Origin of the sequence: Flavobacterium pasteuri (assembly GCF_048286615.1) — a bacterium.
Lineage (GTDB): Bacteria > Bacteroidota > Bacteroidia > Flavobacteriales > Flavobacteriaceae > Flavobacterium.
The window spans coordinates 370595-392172 of record NZ_JBLVPN010000002.1 but is presented as its reverse complement, the minus strand read 5'-3'; the positions used below and the strand labels follow the sequence as shown (position 1 = coordinate 392172).

Annotated in this window: 22 protein-coding genes; 10 read left to right on the top strand and 12 right to left on the bottom strand. The window is 33.9% G+C overall.

Annotated elements, in window-relative coordinates; all coding sequences use genetic code 11:
- Positions 1–23: 23 nt before the first annotated feature.
- From ACNQF6_RS04385 to ACNQF6_RS04370, 4 genes are all read right to left on the bottom strand, one after another.
- A complete protein-coding gene (locus ACNQF6_RS04385; protein ID WP_099714386.1) occupies positions 24–248 on the bottom strand; it encodes a hypothetical protein in 225 nt (74 codons plus the stop codon).
- 188 nt (positions 249–436) lie between these two features.
- Complete coding sequence (locus ACNQF6_RS04380; RefSeq protein ID WP_417963603.1) at positions 437–2605, bottom strand: S46 family peptidase; 2169 nt, start codon at positions 2603–2605, stop codon at positions 437–439.
- Positions 2606–2628: 23 nt separating this feature from the next.
- Positions 2629–3075: a GNAT family N-acetyltransferase gene (locus ACNQF6_RS04375; RefSeq protein WP_417963601.1), complete on the bottom strand. Its 447-nt coding sequence runs from the start codon at positions 3073–3075 to the stop codon at positions 2629–2631.
- Positions 3062–4303: a 3-deoxy-D-manno-octulosonic acid transferase gene (locus ACNQF6_RS04370; protein WP_417963599.1), complete on the bottom strand. Its 1242-nt coding sequence runs from the start codon at positions 4301–4303 to the stop codon at positions 3062–3064. Before ACNQF6_RS04370 ends, ACNQF6_RS04375 begins: the two co-directional genes overlap by 14 nt.
- Before the next feature lie 228 nt (positions 4304–4531).
- On the opposite strand from ACNQF6_RS04370, the gene ACNQF6_RS04365 reads away from it, so the two are divergent.
- The 4 genes from ACNQF6_RS04365 to ACNQF6_RS04350 all read left to right on the top strand — a co-directional run bounded on the left by ACNQF6_RS04365 (position 4532) and on the right by ACNQF6_RS04350 (position 8316).
- The gene (locus tag ACNQF6_RS04365) at positions 4532–5662 is read left to right on the top strand and encodes a DegT/DnrJ/EryC1/StrS family aminotransferase (RefSeq protein WP_417963597.1); all 1131 of its coding nucleotides are present in this window, start codon (positions 4532–4534) and stop codon (positions 5660–5662) included.
- A gap of 84 nt (positions 5663–5746) precedes the next feature.
- Positions 5747–6760, top strand: a complete 1014-nt coding sequence (gene galE / locus ACNQF6_RS04360; protein ID WP_417963595.1) for a UDP-glucose 4-epimerase GalE — start codon at positions 5747–5749, stop codon at positions 6758–6760.
- A gap of 165 nt (positions 6761–6925) precedes the next feature.
- Complete coding sequence (locus ACNQF6_RS04355) at positions 6926–8128, top strand: glycerophosphodiester phosphodiesterase (RefSeq protein WP_417963593.1); 1203 nt, start codon at positions 6926–6928, stop codon at positions 8126–8128.
- Between the two features lie 53 nt (positions 8129–8181).
- Complete coding sequence (locus ACNQF6_RS04350; protein ID WP_417963591.1) at positions 8182–8316, top strand: hypothetical protein; 135 nt, start codon at positions 8182–8184, stop codon at positions 8314–8316.
- A 237-nt stretch (positions 8317–8553) separates the two neighbouring features.
- Here ACNQF6_RS04350 and ACNQF6_RS04345 read toward each other — a convergent pair whose 3' ends face one another.
- Together ACNQF6_RS04345 and fabD are read right to left on the bottom strand one after the other, a co-directional pair.
- Complete coding sequence (locus ACNQF6_RS04345; RefSeq protein WP_417963589.1) at positions 8554–8805, bottom strand: hypothetical protein; 252 nt, start codon at positions 8803–8805, stop codon at positions 8554–8556.
- A 108-nt stretch (positions 8806–8913) separates the two neighbouring features.
- On the bottom strand, positions 8914–9789 hold the full coding sequence (fabD, locus tag ACNQF6_RS04340; RefSeq protein WP_417963587.1) for an ACP S-malonyltransferase: 876 nt from the start codon (positions 9787–9789) through the stop codon (positions 8914–8916).
- Positions 9790–10024: 235 nt separating this feature from the next.
- Between fabD and ACNQF6_RS04335 the strand changes: the two genes are divergently transcribed.
- Positions 10025–11668 carry a hypothetical protein gene (locus tag ACNQF6_RS04335; protein WP_417963585.1) on the top strand — a complete coding sequence of 548 codons (1644 nt, stop codon included), beginning with the start codon at positions 10025–10027 and terminating at the stop codon, positions 11666–11668.
- A 38-nt stretch (positions 11669–11706) separates the two neighbouring features.
- On the opposite strand, the gene ACNQF6_RS04330 is transcribed toward ACNQF6_RS04335, so the two are convergent.
- Positions 11707–12024: a DUF6370 family protein gene (locus tag ACNQF6_RS04330; protein WP_417963583.1), complete on the bottom strand. Its 318-nt coding sequence runs from the start codon at positions 12022–12024 to the stop codon at positions 11707–11709.
- A gap of 39 nt (positions 12025–12063) precedes the next feature.
- A complete protein-coding gene (locus ACNQF6_RS04325) occupies positions 12064–12426 on the bottom strand; it encodes a DUF983 domain-containing protein (protein WP_417963581.1) in 363 nt (120 codons plus the stop codon).
- 92 nt (positions 12427–12518) lie between these two features.
- On the opposite strand from ACNQF6_RS04325, the gene ACNQF6_RS04320 reads away from it, so the two are divergent.
- Complete coding sequence (locus tag ACNQF6_RS04320) at positions 12519–13382, top strand: AraC family transcriptional regulator (RefSeq protein ID WP_417963579.1); 864 nt, start codon at positions 12519–12521, stop codon at positions 13380–13382.
- A 105-nt stretch (positions 13383–13487) separates the two neighbouring features.
- Here ACNQF6_RS04320 and purT read toward each other — a convergent pair whose 3' ends face one another.
- On the bottom strand, positions 13488–14648 hold the full coding sequence (gene purT, locus ACNQF6_RS04315) for a formate-dependent phosphoribosylglycinamide formyltransferase (RefSeq protein WP_417963577.1): 1161 nt from the start codon (positions 14646–14648) through the stop codon (positions 13488–13490).
- A 61-nt stretch (positions 14649–14709) separates the two neighbouring features.
- The gene (locus tag ACNQF6_RS04310; RefSeq protein WP_417963575.1) at positions 14710–15066 is read right to left on the bottom strand and encodes a bleomycin resistance protein; all 357 of its coding nucleotides are present in this window, start codon (positions 15064–15066) and stop codon (positions 14710–14712) included.
- 324 nt (positions 15067–15390) lie between these two features.
- Between ACNQF6_RS04310 and ACNQF6_RS04305 the strand changes: the two genes are divergently transcribed.
- Together ACNQF6_RS04305 and ACNQF6_RS04300 are read left to right on the top strand one after the other, a co-directional pair.
- On the top strand, positions 15391–16587 hold the full coding sequence (locus ACNQF6_RS04305) for an ImmA/IrrE family metallo-endopeptidase (protein WP_417963573.1): 1197 nt from the start codon (positions 15391–15393) through the stop codon (positions 16585–16587).
- A gap of 5 nt (positions 16588–16592) precedes the next feature.
- Complete coding sequence (locus tag ACNQF6_RS04300; protein ID WP_417963571.1) at positions 16593–17150, top strand: hypothetical protein; 558 nt, start codon at positions 16593–16595, stop codon at positions 17148–17150.
- A 292-nt stretch (positions 17151–17442) separates the two neighbouring features.
- Here ACNQF6_RS04300 and ACNQF6_RS04295 read toward each other — a convergent pair whose 3' ends face one another.
- On the bottom strand, positions 17443–18630 hold the full coding sequence (locus tag ACNQF6_RS04295; protein ID WP_417963569.1) for a pyridoxal phosphate-dependent aminotransferase: 1188 nt from the start codon (positions 18628–18630) through the stop codon (positions 17443–17445).
- 94 nt (positions 18631–18724) lie between these two features.
- Positions 18725–19819 (bottom strand): fatty acid desaturase family protein, encoded by a 1095-nt coding sequence (locus ACNQF6_RS04290; RefSeq protein ID WP_417963567.1) that lies wholly within the window; start codon positions 19817–19819, stop codon positions 18725–18727.
- Positions 19820–19924: 105 nt separating this feature from the next.
- Here ACNQF6_RS04290 and rsmG point away from each other — a divergent pair, with 105 nt between their 5' ends.
- Together rsmG and ACNQF6_RS04280 are read left to right on the top strand one after the other, a co-directional pair.
- On the top strand, positions 19925–20554 hold the full coding sequence (gene rsmG, locus ACNQF6_RS04285) for a 16S rRNA (guanine(527)-N(7))-methyltransferase RsmG (protein WP_417963565.1): 630 nt from the start codon (positions 19925–19927) through the stop codon (positions 20552–20554).
- A gap of 44 nt (positions 20555–20598) precedes the next feature.
- Positions 20599–21516, top strand: coding sequence for an alpha/beta hydrolase (locus ACNQF6_RS04280; protein WP_417963563.1), 918 nt, complete (start codon positions 20599–20601; stop codon positions 21514–21516).
- Positions 21517–21578: the final 62 nt, after the last annotated feature.

Below are 21578 nucleotides of genomic sequence, written 5' to 3'. Positions count from 1 at the left end.
AATTTTTAGAATTTGAATTCTAATTATTTTTTTGCAGCTTCAGTAGCAGTTGCAGCAGCTTCAGTAGCAACAGCAGCAGCAGAGTCAACAACAACAGCAGCAGAATCAACTACAGCAGCAGCAGAATCAACAACAGCAGCAGCAGAATCAACTACAGCAGCAGCGTCCTCAGCAGGAGCGTCAGCTTTTTTACATGATACAACAGTCAAAACAGCAACAGCAGCTAAACTTAAAAATACTTTTTTCATCTTAATTTAATATAAAAGGTTAATTATTAATTCGTGGCAAAGATATAAATTTTTTAATATGTAAAATATTTTTTTATTTTTTTTTTAAAAAATAATATTTTTTGTCAACGCTGAAACAAATAACAATTATTGTGCCAATTAAGCTAAATAATTAATAAATGCTTTCTATTGTTGTTGAGTCCTTGGTTTTACTTTAAGTTTTTCTTTTTCAGAGGTTTGCTTTTCTTGGGATGAACCAGTTTTAGCTCACTTATCAAGTTTTTTGCGCCAGCATATCTATCCATAATAAACAGGACGTAGCGTATGTCTACCATAATGTTTCTACAAATACTTGGATCATAATAGATATCACTCATGGTTCCTTCCCAAACTCGGTCAAAATTAAGTCCTATTAAGTTTCCATTAGCGTCTATCGCTGGACTTCCTGAGTTACCACCAGTAGTATGATTTGTACCGATAAAGTTAACAGGCATTTTTCCGCTTTCACCATAAGGACCGTAATCTTTGCTTTTGTATAGATCTATTAATTTGGCTGGAACATCAAACTCATAATCTCCGGGAATGTATTTTTCCATTACGCCATCTAAATAAGTTATTGGTGTGTAAAGCGTAGCATCTTTAGGTTGATATCCTTTTACTTTTCCATAAGTAACTCGTAATGTGCTATTGGCATCTGGAAAGATTCTGCTATCTTTATTCAATTCCAATTGCGCTTTCATGTATGTGCGTTGTAGCGCAGTAATCTTTAAATTGATTTCGTCGTATTTTGGCGTAACTTCTTTCAAATATTTATCAGCTAATTCCTTTACTAGTAAAAAACCTGGGTCATTATTTAAACTTGTCAAAACAGTTCTCGTGTCGCCGGTTAATAATTCTTTAAGACCTGCATAATTTTTAAGTTTGGATTTAGTGTATATTTCCAAAGCTAAATTTTTAGCGTTTACATTCATCAAACTTTGTGGTAAAAATTGTTTTGGAGATTTGGCAGCAAATAATTCAATCAATTGTTCAAAAACTTTTTCATCAACAGTTGCATTAAAATCTTTGTAAAAAGCTTCCTGGCTTGTTAGTAAATTGTTTTTTCGGTCAGTAAAAGACTGCTCTCCTTTGGTTTTGTAAACTTGCTCCAGCTGATACAATTTATAACCAACGCTTAATAATTCGGTATTAAGTTGCACAACTTCTGTGAAATAATCTCTGGCAGAGGCATATGGCGCTATTTCTGCATAGTTTTTTTCAAAATCTGCTAATAGTGCTCCGTATTCTTTTTCTTTGCCTGATTTTGTTATTTTCTGCTGAAAGGTTTTTTCAGATTCTTTTTTAATAGCAACGGCATTTGATTTTTTTAATCCTTGAGTTTCGCCAATCCATTTTTTCCAAGAATTAGCAATCCTGGCATATTTAGAGGCATACTGAATTTTGATGGCATTGTCTTTTCGCATAAAACCATCAGCAACTTTCAAGGCTTTGTCTCTGATTTCGATTTTCGCCGGATTTAATTCGTTTACAATTTGCTCAATCGCTACAGAGGGTAAGTATTCATTCGTTTTTCCGGGATAACCAAAAACCAGTGTAAAATCATCTTCGGCTACACCATCAAGTGAAATCGGCAGAAAGTGTTTAGGTGTGTAAGGAACATTGTCTTTAGAATACGCAGCCGGGTGATTGTTTTTGTCTGCATAAATTCTAAACAATGAAAAATCTCCGGTATGACGCGGCCAAACCCAGTTATCAGTATCAGAACCATATTTCCCTATTAAGGAAGGTGGAGCGCCAACCAAGCGGACATCTGTAAAAGTTTCTGTTATAAAAAGCATATACTGATTGCCTTCGTAAAACGTACGGATTTTATTTTCCTGCCAATTTTCCTTTGGGGAAGAATTAGTAAGTGCCGTAATATTTTCTTGAATTTTGTTTTGTTTTTCTGATTCGCTGTTTAGAGCAGTAGTTCCTTCTAAAACTAATGTGGTTACATCTTCGATTTTTACAATAAAAGTAACGGTCAAGTTTTTATTAGGCAATTCGTCTTCCATTTTGTAAGCCCAAAATCCATCAGTAAGATAATCATGATCTACTGTAGAGTGTGATTGAATTTGTGAAAATCCGCAATGGTGATTCGTTAAAATTAAACCTTTTGGAGAGATAACTTCAGAGGTACAACCGCCATTAAAGTGCGGTACGGCATCTTTTAAACTCGATTGATTGACATCGTAAATCTCTTTCACAGACATTTTCATGCCTAAATTTTTCATTTCTGTTTCATTCATTCCTTTCAAAAGTGAAGGAATCCACATGCCGCCTTGCTGTGCCTGCACCTGAATGACAAATAGTAATAAGAATAATTTTAAAAATTTCATGGTATTAAATTTAGGGTGTAATTTTATCTGACTCTGTATTTCATCAATTTTCTGTTGTGTAATTCAAAACCGTGTGTAAGGTACAATTTTTGTGCTTTTTCATTGTGCTTTTCCACTTCCAGATAAATCAGTTTTAACGATAGTTTGTGACTTTCTCTTTGAATAAATTCGAGTGCTTTACCGCCAATTCCTTTGCCTCTCACTTTTTCGGTAAGATATAATTCGTCTAAAAAAGCAATTTTTCCTTGGTATTCAAAACTAAAAACGAAGGTTAGAATAATGTATCCTATAAGTTCATTATCGGATACAATGAGCCATGATTTTCCTAAATTTTCATGTTTAATAAATTCCTCAAATAAAGCTTTGGAAACGTCAATGTCAATGGGGTAATTATCAATTGCATAAAACTCTTGCATCATGGTCACAATCGTTTCAATATCAGCAATCGTTAATGGTTTAAATTGAATCATTCAAGATGTGTTTTAAAATACTGGCAGTAGCTCCTTTATTCATTTGTACAAAAGTGCTGCACATATGCCCTTTTTCTTGTCGAATGTCATCATTCTGGATTACGTTTTTAAATGCTTCGTCTAGTTCTTTACTATTATTAATAGAAATACACGCTTCCATATTTACCAGTGCAGTAGCCTCTGCAAAATGCGAATAGTTGGGGCCAATGAGAATTGGAACTCCAAAAGTCGCCGGTTCCAGTAAATTATGAACTCCGGAATTCCCGAAACCACCGCCTACATACGCAATATCGGCATAACTGTATATTTTGGTCAAAATACCAATTGTGTCAATTATAAAAACGTCAAAATCAGCGAGATTTTTCCCTTCTTTTTCAGAGAACAAAACTGTTTTTTTTGTAATTGAATTTTTTAATGCCTGAATTTGTTCTTCTTTAATATTGTGCGGCGCAATTATAAACTTGACATTTAATGTATTCGAATTAATAAAATCGACTAATAAATTTTCGTCTTTTGGCCAAGAACTTCCCACGACAATAGTTAATGTGTTGTCTTTAAACTGAGAAATAAAATCCAAGGAATTGTCTTTTTCTAAAATTGCGGCAACTCGGTCAAATCGAGTGTCTCCAGAAACCGAAACATTCGTTTTACCTACTTGTTGCAGTAGTTTTTTTGAAATTTCGTTTTGCACAAAAAAGTAGGTGAAGGCATCTAGCGCGTCTCTATAAAAACCACCGTACCATTTGAAAAACAGTTGATTTTTTCTAAGAATTCCAGAAATTAAATAGGTTTTGGTTTTTCTTTTTTTGAGTTCATATAAATAATTGGGCCAATACTCATATTTGATAAAAAATACTAAATCCGGATGAACGAGTTGTAGAAATTGTTGTGCATTTTTCTGGGTGTCTAAAGGCAAATAAACCGTGACATCAGCAACACTATTATTTTTACGAACTTCATAACCTGAAGGAGAAAAAAAAGTAACCACGATTTTGTGCAATGGGAATTGCTCTTTTATTTTTTCAATTACGGGCAAGCCTTGCTCATACTCGCCTAAGGATGCTGCATGAAACCAGATTGTTTTGTCAATAGGTTTTATGTTTTGTTCCAAAACAGGAAAAACTTCTTTCCGGCCGTCCACAAAAAGTTTCATTTTTGGGCTAAAAAGAGCTGCAGTTTTTAATAAAAAACCAGCAATTTGAACAATTGGATTATAGAGAAAAAGCATCTGTGAAATTTTGGGCTAAAATACGTTTTCTTTAGGTTTTTTGTTTCAGCAGCAATATATAAATTTTGGTTGTCAGGAACTCGCTTTTTATTTCATTGGAATATTATCTTTTTTTACTGTATGTTGCATTGGTTTCAACTCATAAATAACTATTTTTGTTCTTCGTTTTAAGGAAGTATTTGCTGTGTTTATAAACGGTAAACTTTCGAACATTAATAAAAAATTGCAATGAAAAAAATCCAAATGGTTGACTTAAAAAGTCAATATGAAAAAATAAAAGATACTGTTAATAGTTCTATTCAGGAAGTTTTAGACACTAATGCCTATATTAATGGACCTCAAGTTCATCAGTTTCAAAAATCTTTAGAAGAATATTTGGATGTAAAACACGTAATTCCATGTGCTAATGGAACCGATGCTTTGCAAATTGCAATGATGGGATTGGATTTAAAACCAGGGGATGAGGTAATTACTGCCGATTTTACTTTTGCAGCAACAGTGGAAGTGATTGCTTTACTTCAATTGACACCAGTTTTAGTCGATGTGGATATGTATAACATGAATATTTCTATTGAAGGAATTAAAAAAGCGATTACGACAAAAACAAAAGCAATAGTTCCAGTACATTTGTTTGGTCGTGCCGCCAATATGGAAGCTATTATGGTTGTCGCCAAAGAATATAATTTATATGTTATCGAAGATAATGCGCAAGCGATTGGCGCCAATTGTAAGTTTTCTGACGGAACAAAAAAGAAAGCAGGAACGATTGGACATGTAGGAGCTACATCCTTTTTTCCTTCCAAAAACCTTGGATGTTACGGAGACGGTGGAGCCATTTTTACAAATGACGATGCATTGGCTCACAAACTTCGCGGAATTGTAAACCACGGAATGTACGAACGTTATCACCATGATGTAGTAGGTGTAAATTCACGTTTAGACAGTATTCAAGCAGCAGTTTTGAATGCTAAATTACCTTTATTAGACCAGTACAGTAAAGCCAGGCAAGATGCAGCCAGAAAATATTCAACTGCTTTTGAAGGACATAAAAATATAATTGCACCAAGTATTTGTGATATTTGTGATTGCCATGTTTTTCATCAATATACATTGCGAATTGTTGATGCTGACAGAAACGGATTAATGCAACATTTGCTTGAGAAAGGCATTCCGTGTGCTATTTACTATCCAATTCCGTTGCATTCGCAAAAAGCATATTTGGATTCCAGATATAAAGAGGAAGATTTTCCTGTTACCAATCAGTTGGTTAAAGAAGTGATTTCGTTACCGATGCATACAGAATTAGATGACGAACAAATTGAATTCATTACGGATAGCGTTTTAGAGTTTTTAAAATAATAGAAAGACGCAATTTATTGCGTCTTTTTTATGTGGTATAAATACAACAGGTGCGGTAAATCGCGTTTGTATAAAAAAGTAATCATGAAAATAGTAGTTACAGGAGGTTTGGGTTTTATTGGTTCGCATACCGTTGTCGAATTACAAAATGAGGGTTTTGAAGTAGTAATTGTAGATAATTTATCGAATACATCATTGAGTGTGTTGGATGGAATTCAGAATATTACCGGAAAAATTCCCGCTTTTGAAAAGTTAGATTTACGAGAAAAGGATAAAGTCCAGGATTTTTTTAAAAGGCACCATGATATTTCAGGTGTGATTCATTTTGCAGCTTCAAAAGCGGTGGGTGAAAGTGTAGAAAATCCATTGTTGTATTATGAAAATAACATCAATGCATTAGTTTATGTTTTGCAGGAACTACAGCAAAAACCGGAAGCAAATTTTATTTTCAGTTCCTCTTGTACCGTTTATGGTCAAGCTGAAACAATGCCAATTAGGGAAAACGCTTCAATTCAAACAGCTATGTCTCCTTATGGAAACACAAAACAAATAGGAGAAGAGATCATTACAGATACGGCCAAAGTTACTAATATCAACGCAATTTTACTGCGTTATTTTAATCCAATTGGGGCGCATCCTTCCACTGAAATTGGAGAATTACCTAGTGGGGTTCCTCAGAACTTAGTGCCATTTATTACACAAACTGGTTATGGTTTACGCAAAGAATTAGCTGTTTATGGTGATGATTACCCAACTCCAGACGGAACAGCAGTGCGCGATTATATTCACGTAGTAGATTTGGCGAAAGCCCATGTGATCGCTTTGCAACGCTTATTGAACAAAAAAAATACGGATAAAGTAGAAATATTCAATTTAGGAACAGGAACCGGAAGCTCCGTTTTAGAAGTCATTAATAGTTTCGAAAAAGTAAGCGGTAAAAAATTGCCTTACAAAATTGTAGGTCGTAGAGAAGGCGATATTACTTTAGCTTACGCCAATACTGATAAAGCCAATACTGTTCTGGGATGGAAAGCACAATCGACGCTTGAAGAAGCAATGGCAAGCGCCTGGAAATGGGAACAGAAGATTCGTTCGTAAATATAGGGTAGAGACGCACTGCAGTGCGTCTTTGCATCTGAGAAATCCCAAATTATCGCGATGGTAGTTTGGGATTTTTATGCTATTAAAATTTATAACAGATACTTAACTCACGGCTAACGTTAATTGAGGGGGAATTGATTTTTTTTGCCAAAAATATATAGTATGATTCCAATTCAAGTTTTAAGAAGCGCAATTTTTTTAAGCAGTGCCTTATTGTTATTGTCATGCAATAAAAAGGATCAAAACAATCTATCACAAGAAAATGCAAAGTATCCTACTTTAACAGGAATAAATCCTATTGTAGTGGCACATCGAGGTGCATCAGGTTATTTGCCAGAACACACCATTGAATCATATACCAAAGCTATAGCGATGGGAGCTGATTTTATTGAACCTGATTTAGTAATGACAAAGGATAAACAACTGGTGGTGCGTCATGAACCTATGTTGTCCGGAACGACAAATGTGGCTGATATTCCGATTTTTGCATCCAAAAAGACAACCAAAAATGTTGATGGAGCAATGGTGACTGATTGGTTTGTTTCTGATTTTACTTTAGCAGAAATTAAACAATTAAGAGCAAAGCAGGCTTTGGAAGAACGTTCGCAGGACTATAATAATATATATGCGATTCCCACATTTGTGGAAGTAATTGCTTTGGCAAAACAACAATCGGCGAAAACAGGTCGTACTATTGGAATTTATCCAGAAACAAAACATCCTTCTTTTCACGAAACGCTAAACTTGAAAATTACAGCTAAACTGTTAGAGGTTTTAACTGCTGAAGGTTGGAATAATGCTTCGTCTCCAGTTTATGTTCAATCGTTTGAAGTTTCTAATCTGCAATATATCAGAAGCAAGTCGACTGTGAAAATTATTCAATTGTTAAGCTGTTCTGATGTGGCTCTAAATGGAGATTTAATTTTTACAGTTCCTAAAGGGGAAGCCATTTCAGACGTGAAACCGTATGATTGGTATTTGAAAGGAGATGCTAGAGATTATGGTTTTTTTAGAACAGAAGCAGGTTTAGATTTTGTTAAAACGTATGCTAATGGGATTGGTGTATGGAAGCCTTTTATTATTTCATATAGAGGGACTGACGCAAATAATGATGGTAAAGCGGATGATATAAATAAAGACGGAAAAATAGATGATGCCGATAAAGAGGCGTTACTACCGACAACTTTAATTTCGGATGCACATAAAAAAGGATTGCAAGTGAATGTTTATACTTTTAGAAATGAAGAGCAACGCTTATTACACAATTATAATAATAACCCAATTTTAGAATATCAGGCTTTCTATAGATTAGGAACGGATGGTTTGTTTTCTGATTTTCCGGATACGGCTGTTCAGGCTAGATAATTCATTTTGTTTTATGTAATTAATTGTAAATTTGTTGAGTAGATAAGTTTATCATGAATACTAAAATAAATACTAAAATAAATCCGAAAATAAATAAAGCGGAAGAACCTTTTGTAAGTTACGAAGTTTCGAAAACTAAATTAAAAGGAATTGATAGAGACACTTTTGATTTTGATGAAGAAATGTAAAAAGGCTTTACTCCAGAACCGTTTAAAGCGGAAATGCATAAAAGAATAAAAGCGTAACAAAAAATATTTTTATTATATTTTGTATAGGATACAGAAGAAATAAAAATATCCTCACAAACATCAGTTCATGAGGATTCTATTTTGCATCAATTTTCTGTAAATGAAAACCGAGACTGAAAACTTATTTTCTCAATTTATAATTCGTTCAGACTTTCTATACAGCCTCTTTTTTTTGAATTATTTTTTTGCGGCTTCTTTCAATTTTTCATCGGCTTGATTCATTTTGTCAGCTCCTTTTTTAAGGACTTCTCCTGCTTTAACCTTGGTAGAATCAGCTGCAGCATCCACTTTGACAGCTGCTGTGTCTATAGCTTCTTCCATTTCATTACCAACGGCTTCGGTAGCCTCTTTTACTTCGTCTTTTGTTTCTTTTTTGCAAGAAGTCATTAAAGTTGCAATACATGCTAATCCTAAAAGTGCTTTTTTCATTTTTTTCATTTTAAAAATTAAAATTAATTTTAACTCATTTTATAAAGATAAAAAAAATCCTCACAAACTCTTGTTTATGAGGATGCTATTTTGAACATTTAAGGCTAACTATGCATTCGCAGTAATCGCTTCTTTATCAATTTTTCCAATCAATCCGGCCAATACTTTTCCGGGACCTACTTCAGTAAATAAAATAGCACCGTCAGCAATCATTTGTTGTACAGATTGTGTCCATTTTACCGGAGCTGTCAATTGAATGATTAGGTTTTTCTTAATTTCGGCTGGATCTGAAACTGCGCTAGCCGTTACGTTTTGATATACCGGACAAATAGGAGTTGAGAACATAGTTGCTTCAATAGCTGCAGCTAGTTCTTCTCGAGCCGGTTCCATCATTGGAGAGTGAAAAGCACCACCAACAGGTAATAACAACGCACGTTTTGCACCCGCAGCCTTCATCGCTTCACATGCTTTTTCTACTGCTGATGTTTCTCCAGAAATTACTAATTGTCCCGGGCAGTTGTAATTTGCCGCTACTACAATTCCGTCAATCGAAGCACAAACTTCTTCTACGATATTATCAGCCAGTCCTAAAACGGCTGCCATTGTAGATGGTTTTATTTCGCAGGCTTTTTGCATTGCCAAAGCGCGTTGTGAAACCAATCGCAATCCGTCTTCAAATGACAAAGCGCCATTTGCTACTAAAGCAGAGAATTCACCTAGTGAATGTCCTGCTACCATTTCTGGTTTGAAATCCTCCCCTAACGTTTTTGCCAAAATCACTGAATGCAAGAAAACGGCCGGTTGTGTGACTTTGGTTTCTTTCAATTCGTCGGATGTTCCTTCAAACATGATGTCTGTGATGCGGAAACCTAAAATTTCGTTGGCTTTTTCGAATAATTCTTTTGCAAGAGTTGAATTTTCATATAAGTCTTTACCCATTCCTGTAAATTGTGCGCCTTGACCTGGAAATACGTATGCTTTCATCTGTAATTTTTTATTGTTATTGATTTGTCAGATGTAATGCCAAAAGGCATTTCATGTGTCTAATTTAAAGATTGAAAAAATGCATGGATTGAAAAATGAATTTCAATCGGGATGCAAAAATACTATTTTTTGCGGTATTGTAAATAGGGTTTCTGTTTTCTTTAAAATTGACACTTTTTTAGTGTAACATTTAGAAGGATTAAAGACTAATGTTAAAATATAAAGATTGAATATCATGAAAAAAATCTTCTCAATTGTTTTTCTAGTCCTTTTTGGATTTTTCCTTTTTTACATCACCCTGCCGGTTATTAATTATGGATTTACGGGCTTTGCTATTGTTTTGTTATTATTAGTTATTCTTGGAATTTTATTTTCTTTGGGACTTACAGTTTCACAACAAACAAAGCAAGTGAAGATTGTCGCTAGGCCGAGCAAGGTTTTGTATATTCTAGCAGGAATACTTTTAGTGTATTGTATCGCGCTTCCTTTTATGACAAGCTTAAAAATATTCCGAAGCGATTCGTACCAAAAATTAATAGGCGAAGTCAAAAACGGCCAAAAAATAACCAATCATATTGCTCCAATTTCTATTGATAAAATCCGTGTGGTTGATGAGGAATTAGCGCATCTTTTGGGTGAGAAAATTTTAGGTTCACAACCCGCTTTGGGTAGTCAAGTAGAATTAGGGGATTTTTGTATTCAAAAAGTGAATAACAGCTTGTACTGGGTTGCACCATTATTACATTCGGGGTTTTTAAAATGGTTTAATAATCAGGAGGGAACTGCGGGATATGTTATGGTTTCTGCAACCAATGAACGCGATGTGAAATTAGTTCAGAATGTGGGAGGAAAGAATATCAGGATTAAGTACCAGCAAGGTGCTTATTTTCAAAGTGACATTCACAGACACGTTTATTTTAATGGCAACGTTACTTTTGGTCTGGCTGATTTTAGCTTTGAGATTGATGATGCTGGGAATCCGTTTTGGGTTGTTACTAAATATATAAAAAAAATTGGTTTCTCAGGAAAAGAAGCTACGGGTGTAGCTGTGGTTGATGCGCAATCTGGTGTTATAAATGAATATTCAATTGCTGAAACGCCAAAATGGGTAGACCGAATCCAGCCTTTGGATTTTATAGAAGATCAATTGAACGATTGGGGTGAGTATGTTCATGGGTACTGGAATTTCTCTAATGCGGATAAACTCCAAATCACGGAAGGATTAACATTAGTTTACGGAAAAGATAATAAATCCTATTGGTACACAGGATTGACTTCGGTGGGGAAAGAAGAGTCTGCTGTAGGTTTTGTATTGGTAGATACCAGAACCAAGGAAACTACTTTTTATAAACAAGGTGGCGCGACAGAATTTGCTGCTCAAAGCTCTGCACAAGGGAAAGTTCAGGAGAAAGGATATAAGGCTTCGTTGCCTATTCCGTATAATATCAATAACATTCCCACGTATGTGATGACGCTTAAAGATGATGGTGGATTGGTTAAAATGTTTGCGATGGTCGCCATCTCAGATTATACGATTGTGGGCGTGGGTAATACGATGCGAGAAACCTTGACTTCGTTTAAAAACGTCTATAATATGGCGGATAATAAAATAAATCCAAATAGTGTTTCCAATAAAAAATCGCTGAAATCAGTGGTAACCCGAATCCAAAATGATGTAAAAAACGGGAATAGTTTTTATTATTTTAAAGTCAAAGATTATCCTAATATTTTTGTGGGTTCTTCACAAATATCCAATCAATTACCGGTGACAATGGTGGGTGACAGTATAAAAATTTCTTTTGATATAGACTTAGAAGAAGTAATTGATATTTCGAGTTTTGAGAATATCAATCTGAAATCGAGTCTGAAATCGAAATAATGACAAAGGGCCTAAAGAAAATTCTTTAAGCCCTTTTCTTATTTTTTTGGCAGTAATTTGAATAAGGTGACTTTGAATTTATTGTCAACCACTTCACCAACCACTTCTGCTTTTCTTATCGCTGAGCAAAAACCATCGCTGGCATGCGCATCACCATGGGAGTCGATAGAACTTCCGTCAACAAAATAGGATTTTCCGTCAATGCGAACGGCTAATTCGCAACCGTGTCCTTCCATCCCAAACTGGCATTGTCCGCATGAAGCTTCGACAATTTGAAGTTTTGGTTCTTCTTTTTTATCCTGAGCGCTTGCAAGTGTCGCAGAGAATAAAATAGCTAAGTATAGTATCTTTTTCATAAATGATTAAATTTTACTTTAGCTAAGATACAGGTTTTTTTATATCGAATAATTTTTAAACATGTAAATCCACAATAATCTGGAAAGACGAATATTAATAGAAGCCATGGCGATAATCACTACAGCAATAATTGGAATGATCCTTAAATCGAAAGTTTCTTTAAAGAAGAATTGGGCAATAACATAGGTAGCAATTCCTTGGGCCACTGTTAAACCATAATTTACATACATGGCTCCAAAAAAGTAACCAGGTTCTTTTTCGAATTTATAATTGCAATGAGAGCAATATTCGTTCATTTTAGGGAATCCAAAATTGAAAAATATACTTTTTTCATTGAATACTTTGCCTTTAAGACAATTAGGGCAATCATTATTCAGGATGTGTACAATAGAATTTGACATCGTAATTATTTTTATCAAAGGTATTTCTTATTCATGTCATGGATGTTTTCTATATTCGCTAATTATAGCACAATAAAGACATTTGAAGCGAAATGAAAAAATATCCTATTTATAACATTCAGCGGTTTAACTGTACTTCAGTAAATAGTGATTTGTATATTAATACCTTCAAAAATCACCTAATCGACCATAGTTTTGTTGAGGAACCGCACAGGCATAATTCGTATGTTTTTGTCTTTTTTACCAATGGTTCCGGAACGCATGAAATCGATTTTGATGTGTTTACGATTCAGCCAGGTAGTATGTTTTTTTTGCAACCCGGACAAATGCATCATTGGAATTTATCTGATGACGTGGAAGGATTCGTAATTTTCTATTCGCAGGAAATGTATAATCTTTATTTTGGACAAAAAACCATTGGCGATTATCCTTTTTATTCTTCGGTGGACAATAAGCCAGAAATGTTTTTTGATGTAGCCGAATCGAAAGCTATTCTCCCTTATTTTGAGAGTCTGATTGAAGAAACTCATACAAATCAGCTGTTGAAGCAAGATAAAATAATGAATTTGTTGGATATTATTCACATTGAAATTGCCAGAAAATATAGTGAAACACATTTGCATGAAGCACATTCGTATAATGTGAAAATTAAAAATTTTGAAGTGCTTTTAGAGCAAAATTTTAAAACAGAAAAGGCGCCTTTTTTCTACGCTTCACGACTCAATATTACTTTGAAACACTTGAACAGGATTTGCAATGAAATGTTGCAAAAAACCACAACTGAAGTGATTACAGCTAGGATTATCCTTGAAGCGAAACGCATGCTGATGGATAAAAAGTTTACCGTCAATGAAATTGCAACGGAATTAGGCTTTGATGATTATTCGTATTTCACACGATTGTTCAAGAAACATACAGGAATAACTCCGACAGATTTTCGTACTTCTAAAAAGTAATGGGGATCAATCTCGTTTCCTTTAGACGTTTGTCAATTCGATCGCAGTCGAGTCTTACCGTTTAGTTTCGACTGCGCTCGACTTGACAATATTATCTATAGCAAATTATGGGTGTGCGGTAACTAAACTGGCTGCTTTCTTCGCTTTTTCTACCACTTCTTCAATTGGAGTTTCTAAACGATCATTGACTAAAGCTACAGCCATTCTTCGATATGGTCTTGAAGTTGGTTTGCCAAAGATTCTGAAATCAGTTTTTGCTAAGGAAGCAATATTTTCTATTCCGGAATAGGTTGGATTGGTTGAATTTTCCGAAGCTAAAATTACAGCACTCGCTCCCGCTTTTTCTAATGTAATTTCGAAAATGGGTAAACTGAGAATAGCTCGTAAGTGCAATTCGAATTCGTTGAAATTTTGTGTTCCGGCTAATGTCACCATTCCGGTATCATGAGGTCGAGGCGATAATTCCGAGAAATAAACACCATCATCAGCCAAGAAAAATTCGACTCCAAAAAGTCCTGCACCACCCAAAGCTTCTGTTACTTTTTCGGCCATGTCTTGCGCTTCGTACAAATCCTTGTCGGATATTCTGGCGGGTTGCCAGCTTTCCTGATAATCGCCACGTTCTTGACGGTGACCAATTGGCGCACAAAAAAGTGTTGGGTTATTATTTTGAACAACGGTTAATAAAGTGATTTCCGAATTAAATTTGACGAAAGCTTCTACAATTACCTCAACCACATCGCCGCGGGAACCTTCCACAGCATAATTCCATGCTTTTTTGATATCCGCTTCGGTTTTGATGGTTGATTGTCCTTTTCCAGACGAAGACATTAAGGGTTTTACCACGCAGGGCATTCCAACAGCTTCAACACCTTTTTGCAATTCCTCGGCAGTGGTGGCGTAGCGATAATTTGCGGTTTTTAAACCTAATTCTTTGGATACTAAATCACGGATCGCTTTCCTATTCATCGTGAAGTTTGCCGCTTTCGCAGAAGGAACTACGGTGATACCTTGCTTCTCGTAATCATAAAAACGTTCGGTTCTAATAGCTTCTATTTCAGGAACGATGAAATCTGGTTGGTGTTTGGCGACGATTTTGTCTAACGCATCTCCGTCGAGCATGTTGATGACCTCAAAATCATGGGCAACTTGCATGGCAGGAGCATTTTCGTAACTGTCCACAGCGATTACGATTTGCCCGATACGTTGTGCCGCGATTGTAAATTCTTTTCCTAATTCGCCTGAGCCTAGCAATAGTATTTTCATTTTTTGAAGTCTTAATTAGAATGTAAAAATACTAAATTGCTTTTTTATGACTGCCCATTCGCTATAAACTTTGCCCGAAAGTCAATAGATTATGATCCGGATCCAATATCGAAAATTCTTTTTGTCCCCAAGGTTTGATTTCCAGAGGACCATTGGGATGAATGGTAACGCCGTTGTTCAAGAAGTTTTTATATACGGTTTCAATATCCTGCACCCGAATGTAAACTCCTGAGTAATTTTCGACAGCATTAATAGTTGCAATTTCAAAAAAATGAATTTCAATGCTGTCTTTTTGCACCATCAAATACCCATCAAAGTCTGCATTACCCCATTCCTGAAAACCCAATTGGTTGATGTAGAAATTCCGTGTAATTGCTTTGTTACGCATGGGTAACTTTGGGTTGATGGCGGTGAGCATGATGGTTTGGGTTTGATGTGGATGTTAGAGTTTGTTTTTTAGAATAATGTTAAATGATTGTAACGGGTTTGTCTAAATATTAAACATTTTTTTTTCTGTTTTTTTATAAATATTTGAAGGAAAGTCTAATATTTCCTTAACAAAAGTAATTTGAGACTAGATTAATTTCGTTTTTCAATTTACTCAAATCATATTATATACAAACTTAACTTTTATTATGTGCATTACTCAAATGAGTTATAATTATTTTTTTAAGGGTAATTTCCCTTAAAATGTTTTTTAATGTCATATTTTGATTATATTTGCGAGGTAAATACCCTTTATATGAAATCAGTAGGCATAAATAAATTATTACAATCAATTTTTTCAGAGGATAATTATATTGATATAAGAGAAATTTTTGAAACTAAATTGATTGAATATAATTTAAGTAAAACAAAAGCTCTAAAATTACTCAACATAGACAAAGATGTTTTTGAAGAAATAATTTCAGGCACTGCAAAACAACCAAATTTTATTAATATTGTTAAGATTTCAGAGTTTTTGAATATTGATATTAATGAATTTATTAATGTTGTTCTAAAGAATCAAAGCAAAGAAAATATTTCTTCAATTGAAAATGCAAGAAAAGCAACCTTTTTAGTTAAGAATTTTGACATAAAAGCTTTAACCAAACTTGGTTTTTTTAGCAATAATGATGATACTGAAGTGTTAGTTGACAAAGTTTTGTCTTTTTTCGGCTTAAACTCAATAAGTGACTTCGAAAAACAACTTGATGAACCTCTGTACAGCAGAGTTAAAAGAAATTTTTCAGATAAAATGAAAGACTTTTGGATAAAATCAGCTTATCAAAGTTTTAAGATTATCGATAATCCGAATGATTATAATCGTGAAAGATTAAAAGATTTAATAGTGAAAATCAAGCCATATTCACAAGATTTACAAAATGGACTTTTCACTGTTTGCAGAGCATTATATAATCTTGGAGTCACAGTTATTTTTCAAAATTATCTTTCTACTACTCAGGTTAAAGGAGCTACATTCATTATAAATGGTAAACCCTGTATCGTTTTAACGGACTTTAACAAAAAATATCCAACTCTTTGGTTTACATTAATGCATGAATTGCATCATGTATTATTTGATTTTGATTTAATTGAAACTAATAGTTTTCATTTAACAGGTGATAATGATTTATTTTTAATTGAAGAGAAAGCTGATTCTTTTGCGCGGGATATTTTTTTAAGCGAAGAGAAGTTTCACTACATTAAAAAATATATTAATAATTCATATTTAGTGTCAAAATTTGCAAAGGAAAATGAATTGCATGAGTCAATTGTTTATTCATTTTTCACTTGGTATCAAGATAAACTATATAAGAAAAGTTATCATGCTGCTTTTAGAGACTTTTATCCTGACTATTCGGAATCTTTGAAGAAATTAAGTCCAATTTCTTGGGATGATAAAAATTTGAAGCAAGCAAGTGAGAAAATAAAAACCATTTTAGAAATTAAATTTTAGTAGTTATGATTGAAGACGAAAATAAAAAAATTAGGAAAGAAGAAGATTTAGAAATTTCTAAAGCTGATTTAGAAAGATTAGAAATACTTCAAAAATCTAATGAGAAGATTGGTAAGCAGCTAAGCTTTAATTCTGAGATTGGTGGTTTAGAAGAAATTGATGAGTTACGCAAATTAGTTGGTAAAGAGTTTGAAAATCCTGAAGAAAAATATAATATTTACTATAAAGGAATTCGCAAACTATTGATGGAGTATTTACCAAAAGGAAAAGAATATAAAGAAATAAGAGATATTATTTATGACGAAAAAAACATTTTCTTAAACAACGGTAAGAAAAAATCTGACAATAATGGTATCAGATTGTCTGATGGTAGAATGACTTTTCAAACCAATATGAATGAGATTTTAGAAATAATTGTAAAATGGATTTCAGATTCTCAAAATCCTTTTGATATTTATAGATTGTTTTATGAGTTAAATGAGAATTTTGGATATGGACATGAGCAATATGACAAATCAACTTTAAATGTTGCAAATGCAATGTTGAAATTGAGCCAGAATTGAAAACATAAACTATCATAAATTTCATTATTTTTCTGTTTGCGTTGTTATTTGTAGGTATACCTCACGAACATTCCGTACTAGATTAGAATAATTAGGATTTTGGCAGGGTTTGCGTGAGGGAGTGCAGTGGAAATCCTTTATATTTTTTCTTTAAAAATATAAAGATTGAAGCGTAAAGCCCGACCCTTGCGGTCACGCCCAAAAACAACTAAACCCCAAGAATGTCTTGAGGTTTTGATGGTATTGTAAGTTGGATATTTGACTTTCTAACTTTCGATTTTATGAGATTTGACTATAGTGCCAAAGCATCTTTGATTCTTTTTAATGCTTCTTTCAAGATCTCGTCGCTGGTTGCGTAAGAGAAACGGATACAGTCAGGATTACCAAAAGCGTCACCTGTTACCGTTGCTACGTTAGCTTCGGCCAAAAGGTACATTGATAAATCCATTGCATTATTGATTTCGGTTCCTTTCAATGTTTTTCCGAAGAAAGAAGAAATGTCTGGGAATACGTAAAAAGCTCCTTCGGGAACGTTGATTTTTACTCCTGGAATTTCTTTTAATAATCCTACCACTAAATCTCTACGGCTGTGGAAAGCGTCAACCATGTGTTTTAATACACTTGGATCAGCATCTACCGCTGTAATGGTAGCGCGTTGTGCGATAGAATTTGCTCCTGAGGTTACTTGACCTTGAATTTTTGTACACGCTTTAGCAATGAATTCTGGTGCGCCAATATATCCAATTCTCCATCCTGTCATGGCAAAAGCTTTGGCAACTCCGTTAACGGTAATTGTTCTTTCTAACATTCCTGGGATAGATGCGATGCTGCAAAAAGTCCCTGAGAAATTGATGTGCTCGTAGATTTCGTCAGCAACAACATATACGTGTGGGTATTTTTCTAGCACTTTTGCAAGAGCCGTTAATTCTTCTCTGTTATAAACAGATCCGCTTGGATTACAAGGAGAACTGAACCACATCATTTTTGTTTTTGGTGTGATTGCCGCTTCTAATTGTTCTGGTGTGATTTTGAAATCAGTATCTACAGATGTAGGAACTTCTACAGGAACTCCACCGGACAATTTTACGATTTCGAAATACGAAACCCAGTAAGGCGCTGGTAAAATTACCTCGTCACCATCGTTTAGCATTACTTGTGCAATGTTGTATAAGGATTGTTTTGCTCCTGTTGAAACTACAATTTGAGATGGTTTGTACTCTAAATCATTGTCTCTTTTGAATTTTCTGCAAATGGCTTCTTTTAATTCTGCATATCCTTCTACTGGAGAGTAAGTGCTATAATTTTCGTCTATCGCTTTTTTAGCCGCTTCTTTGATAAAGTCTGGCGTATTAAAATCAGGTTCGCCTAAACTTAAACTGATAATGTCTTTTCCTTGTGCTTTTAATTCTCTGGCTAAGGCAGCCATAGCTAATGTTTGTGATGTTGCTAGATTGTTAATTCTATCGGATAATGGATTCATTGTAATAGGTTGTAGTTAGTTTATTTATTATTGTAAAGATGCATGGTAGAGATGCTCTGCGGTACATCTCTACAACATGTTATGTTTCGTTTAATTATGTAAGTTCCGGTTTCATTCCCAAATCTTTTAAATGCTTGAAATGAGCAATAACGGCGCTTCGCATTGTTTTGTATTCGTAATACGGCAAGTTGCATTCTTGAGCCGTTTCTTTTACGATACTGGCAATTTTACCATAATGCACGTGACTGATATTTGGGAAAATATGGTGCTCAATTTGGTGATTCAATCCGCCAGTGTACCAGTTAACAATTGCGTTTTTTGGAGCAAAATTAGTAGTCGTAAACAATTGGTGTATCGCCCAAGTATTATCCATTTCACCTAATTCATTTGGTGATGGATTAGTCGTTTCTTCAACAACGTGTGCCAATTGGAACACAACACTTAGAATTAATCCAGCAGTGTAATGCATCACGAAGAAACCAATTAATACTTTCCACCAAGTGATTCCAATAACGATTGGTAATACGATCCAGATAGAAACATAAATTACTTTGGTGATAATTAAAGTCGTCCAAAGTATTTTTGGGCTTTTCGCTTCTCCGTAAGATAATTTTCTTTTCAAGTAGCTTCTCATCTGTTTGAAATCAGTTGTGATAGCCCAGTTGAAAGTTAGTAATCCGTATAAGAATACAGAATAATATTGCTGAAAACGGTGGAAATTATACCATTTTGCTTCTTTAGTAAAACGGATAACACGTCCGGCATCTAAATCCTCATCGTGACCCGGAATGTTTGTGTAGGTGTGGTGTAAAACATTATGTTGCACTTGCCAGTTGTATACATTTCCTGCCAAAACATAAATAGTTCCACCCATGAATTTGTTGACCCAGGTTTTATTAGAATAGGAGCCGTGATTTCCATCGTGCATCACATTCATTCCCACTCCAGCCATTCCAATTCCCATCACTATTGTCAATAGAAGATGTGCCCAAAATGGCATTCCAAGTGTCAGAATTAAAAAATAAGGTGCAAGAAAAATTGAAAACAGAATTATAGTTTTCAAATATAGTTTCCAATTGCCGGTCTTTTGGATGTTGTTTTCTTTGAAGTAATTGTTAACCCGTGAGTTAAGTGTTCTAAAAAACTTTAGGCTATCTTGCTTAGCAAATGTTGGCGCATTATTATTCATATGTATTTAATAAAGTTCAAAGGTAATTATTATAAATTTTTCGATATACAAAATTGAGATAAATATTTTAACTCTAAAGTATTACTTTTGTTAAAAAAATAATAGATGAACGAGATTCTTAAGTATTTTCCTAATTTGACTGATATTCAGAAAGAACAGTTCGAAAAACTTGATTTTTTATACCATGATTGGAATGAAAAAATCAATGTTATTTCGAGAAAAGATATTGATGCTTTGTATACCAAACATATTTTACATTCGATGGGAATTGCTAAAGTCATTAAATTCGAACCAGGAACCTATGTTCTTGATGTTGGAACTGGTGGAGGATTTCCTGGAATTCCATTGGCGATTCTTTTTCCAGAAACGCGTTTTTATTTGATTGATATTATTGCAAAAAAAATAAAAGTGGTTCAGGCTGTTGCCGAAGGATTGGAATTGAAAAATGTAAAAGCGGAACAAATGCGTGCCGAAAATGTGAAAGGAGATTTCGATTTTATCGTGAGTCGTGCCGTTACAAATATGCCGGATTTTGTTTCTTGGGTAAAAACCAAAATCAAAAAGAACAACAAACACGAATTGAAAAATGGAATTCTTTATTTAAAAGGAGGAGATTTAACGGAAGAATTGAAGGATTTCCCAAAAGCTACGGAATACAATTTAGCTGATTTCTTCGAAGATGAATTCTTTGAAACTAAGAAAGTGGTACATGTACCGTTGAAGTTTACGGTTTAGATAAGTTTAAAGGATTTATAGTCAAGATCATTTTAATAAAAATAATGAGGCAAGTATTAATAATTTTATTTTTTATTACACTCAACTCTGTAAATGCTCAGAATATTTACACACAACATTATGGTGATTATAATGATTTGCCTATTATATTCATTCATGGAGGTCCCAGTGGAAACTCCAATTTATTTGAAGCCACGACTGCACAAAAATTAGCAGATAAAGGTTTTTATGTAATTGTTTACGATAGGCGAGGAGAAGGTCGTTCAAAAGATGTTAATGCGACAATGACATTTGATGAAGGTTTTGATGATTTATTATGGATTTATAAAATGTATAAGATTGATAAAGCAAATATTCTCGCCCATAGTTTTGGAGGGATATTAGCAGCATTGTTTACTAATAAATATCCTGAAAAGGTAAAAAGCTTAATTTTAGTTGATGCTTTATTTTCGCAACAAGCAACCTATAACCATATTTTGAGAAGAGCAAAAAAACAGTTCAAAAATGATTCTTCAAAGTTAAATCATATTGTTGATATTAAAAAATTAAGTAAAAATTCAGCTTTATATAGAAAACAATGTTTTGAAATTGCAGACGATATGTTTTTTTTTAATATGCCAAATCCAACTATTGAAAGTAAGAAATTACGACTAGATTATGAAGAGGGTAGTATTTATAAAACAAGCTATAGAAATCCTGAATCACCTACAAAGTTTTATAAGAATGAAGCTAAAAATAATTTAAATACAATCCCTATTTTAAAAAATATTGATAGTTTGGGAATTCCAATTTATGCACTTTACGGTAAAAATGATGGGGTGTTCTCAATAAAACAATTGTCTGATTTGAAAAGTATTGTTGGGAAGAATAATCTTGAAATTATAGATAATTGTTCTCATTATTCTTTTGTTGACCAGCAAAAGTTTTTTTTGACTTTTATGAATAAAAAGCTATTGTTGTAAATTCCTGATGTTTTTTTTAAATGATTTTTAACTAGAATAATAAAAGCCGAATCTAAATCTAG